The organism is Shewanella sp. 11B5 (assembly GCF_002836795.1).
In the GTDB taxonomy this organism is placed as follows: domain Bacteria; phylum Pseudomonadota; class Gammaproteobacteria; order Enterobacterales; family Shewanellaceae; genus Shewanella; species Shewanella frigidimarina.
Window position 1 is genome coordinate 1 of record NZ_PJAP01000961.1, and the last position, 2917, is coordinate 2917.

Consider the following 2917-nt stretch of genomic DNA (forward strand, 5'->3'; position numbering starts at 1 on the left):
GTATTTTAGGCGCGCAGGCAGCAGGGATTGACGGCGTTGACAAACGTATGGACGTATTAGCCGTGGCGCAACGCGCTGGTATGACGGTGCATGACTTAGCCGATTTTGAGCTCACATACGCGCCTCCGTTTGGTTCTGCACGCGATGTAGTCAATCAAGCAGGTATGGTCGCAGCCAATGTATTATTAGGTGATGAAGCCATTTGTCACAGTCAAGATTTACACGCTTTGACCACAGAGCAAATCATTGTCGATATTCGAAACCCTGGGGAACTCACGGCCGTGGGATCAATTGCAGGCGCAATGAATATTCCATTACCAGAGCTTAGAGACCGGCTAAACGAACTCCCTAAAGACAAAGAGTTACTGGTATTTTGCCAGGTGGGTTTACGCGGACATGTCGCTTATCGCATGTTAATACAGCATGGTTTTAAAGTGCGTAACCTCACTGGTGGTTATAAAACCTACCAAATGGTTAATGCGCGCTTTTAAAGCATTGCTGGGATTTATACTCATCAATAAATAAGGTCTTGTGTGAACCGTTCAAGATAGCAAACAAAGCCACAGTCAATGTGTTGTCTGTGGCGACGCTAAACAAAATCTATTGTCGTTACAGTGTAAATTTTTTGCTGACGGTGACAATCAAGTTGTCGGTTATCATAAAGTGAGTCCGCAGCTTCAAGGCTACAACAGCTTCTTGCATGGCGGCGTTGCCAGTGCCTTAGTCGATGCGGCGATGACTCATTGTTTGTTGATGCAAGGTATTAAGGCCTTAACCGCCGAAATGACCATCCGCTTTGTTGCCCCCATAAAGGTTGGTGATGCCATCAAAATTGTCGGTCGCTTGTTGAGTCAACGCTTAGGGATGTACCAATTAGAAGCAGCGCTCTATGTTAACAATAAAGCTTTCGTGACAGCATCGGCAAAGTTTATCCAACCTAAAAGTGGCGTCATCGGCTAGCGTTTTGCAAACAGCAAATTAACAAGTACTAGAAAAATTTCCAGTTAATTTTAGTCAAAAAAAACCAGCCCGAAAGCTGGTTTTGATTATTCCTGAGTGTCAGCTACTGCCGACCTATGCCATTACGCTTGTGGGCGCATCGCTGGGAATAAAATCACGTCGCGAATGGTATGCGTGTTAGTGAATAGCATCACTAAGCGGTCGATACCAATACCTTGACCTGCTGTTGGTGGTAAACCGTGCTCTAGTGCTGTGATGTAGTCAGCGTCATAGAACATTGCTTCGTCATCGCCTGCATCTTTAGCATCAACTTGCGCTTTAAAACGGTTGTCTTGATCTTCAGCATCGTTGAGCTCGCTAAAGCCGTTAGCCACTTCGCGGCCGCCGATAAAGAACTCAAAACGATCGGTAATGAAGTCATTGTTATCATTACGACGCGCCAAAGGTGAAATATCAGCTGGGTAGCCAGTAATGAACGTAGGTTGCATTAACTTAGTTTCAGCCGTTTCACCGAATATTTCTTCAAGTAATTGACCACAAGTCCAGAATTTCTCTAACTTGATGCCTAGGCTCGATGCTAAGTCGCGCATAAACTCTACGTCTTTAACTTGCTCGTAGGTCATAGCTTGAATAGTCGCATTGTCAGGATTGTATTTCTGAATCGCTTCTAACATGCTTAAACGAGAATAAGCGCCACCAAACTCAACAGTTTCTTCACCATACGGCATGCTAGTACTGCCTAATAATTCTTGAGCAATTGACCCCAGCATTTCTTCGGTTAAGTCCATTAGGTCTTTGTAATCAGCATACGCCATATAGAATTCCATCATGGTGAATTCTGGGTTATGACGTGGTGATAAACCTTCGTTACGGAAGTTACGGTTAATTTCGAACACACGCTCAAAACCACCAACCACTAGACGCTTAAGGTACAGCTCTGGCGCGATACGTAAGTACATAGCCATGTCTAATGCATTGTGATGCGTTACAAATGGACGCGCAGAAGCACCACCAGGAATAACGTGCATCATTGGGGTTTCAACTTCCATGAACTCTTTTTTGACCATAAAGTTACGGATTGCGGCAACCACTTTAGAGCGCATAATAAAGGCATTGCGCGAATCTTCGTTAACGATCAAATCAACGTAACGCTGACGGTAGCGAGTTTCTTGGTCTGTTAAACCATGGAATTTTTCAGGTAACGGACGCAATGCTTTGGTCAGTAACTGATATTCTTCCATATTAACGTATAAGTCGCCCTTGCCAGATAAATGCAGCTGACCTTTAACACCAATGATGTCACCGATGTCTAAACCTTGATAACGCTCTTTTAAATCGCCTTGTACTGGCTTACCAGCATAAGCTTGAATACGACCAGACACGTCTTGAATCACTAAAAATGGACCACGCTTTGCCATAACACGGCCAGCAATACTGGTTTGAAAAGCTAACTCTTCTAGCGCTTCTTTAGTTTGCTCGCCATATTGTGCCTGTAATTCAGCCGCTTTATGACTACGCTGCCATGTATTTGGATGAGCATTCGCAGGACAGTTGGTGCGGATATGTTCTAATTTAGCGCGACGTTCAGCAATCAGTTTGTTTTCATCTTGTACGTGTTCAGTCATATTATATTCTCGCGTTTACTCGCCACACTTACATGGCGGAAAAGTTAATTTAATTAAAGTCCTGATTTTAGGCTGGCTTCAATAAACTTATCTAAATCACCATCCAGCACAGTTTGAGTGTTGCGGTTCTCAACCCCTGTACGTAAATCTTTGATACGGGCGTCATCTAATACGTATGAACGAATTTGACTGCCCCAGCCGATATCTGATTTTGCATCTTCAGCAGCTTGTTTATCGGCATTTTGTTTATGCATTTCTAACTCGTACAACTTCGCCTTTAATTGCTTAAAAGCAGAGTCACGGTTTTTATGTTGTGAGCGATCGTTTTGACA

4 protein-coding genes are annotated in these 2917 nt (G+C 43.8%); 2 read left to right on the forward strand and 2 right to left on the reverse strand.

The window, feature by feature from the left end:
* Both CXF78_RS18830 and CXF78_RS18835 read left to right on the forward strand, forming a co-directional pair.
* The coding region (locus CXF78_RS18830) for a rhodanese-like domain-containing protein (RefSeq protein ID WP_257984951.1) at positions 1 to 491 on the forward strand (491 nt) is incomplete at its 5' end.
* A gap of 112 nt (positions 492 to 603) precedes the next feature.
* The gene (locus CXF78_RS18835; protein WP_257984952.1) at positions 604 to 960 is read left to right on the forward strand and encodes a PaaI family thioesterase; all 357 of its coding nucleotides are present in this window, start codon (positions 604 to 606) and stop codon (positions 958 to 960) included.
* A gap of 122 nt (positions 961 to 1082) precedes the next feature.
* Here CXF78_RS18835 and lysS read toward each other — a convergent pair whose 3' ends face one another.
* Positions 1083 to 2585 carry a lysine--tRNA ligase gene (gene lysS, locus CXF78_RS18840; RefSeq protein WP_102037613.1) on the reverse strand — a complete coding sequence of 501 codons (1503 nt, stop codon included), beginning with the start codon at positions 2583 to 2585 and terminating at the stop codon, positions 1083 to 1085.
* A 53-nt stretch (positions 2586 to 2638) separates the two neighbouring features.
* A partial coding sequence (locus CXF78_RS18845) for a peptide chain release factor-like protein (protein WP_308302283.1) occupies positions 2639 to 2917 on the reverse strand: 279 nt, incomplete at its 5' end.

Bases quoted from the DNA above. Each gene is read 5' to 3' on its own strand.
- lysS (WP_102037613.1), bottom strand. From the start codon at position 2,585: ATGACTGAACACGTACAAGATGAAAACAAACTGATTGCTGAACGTCGC.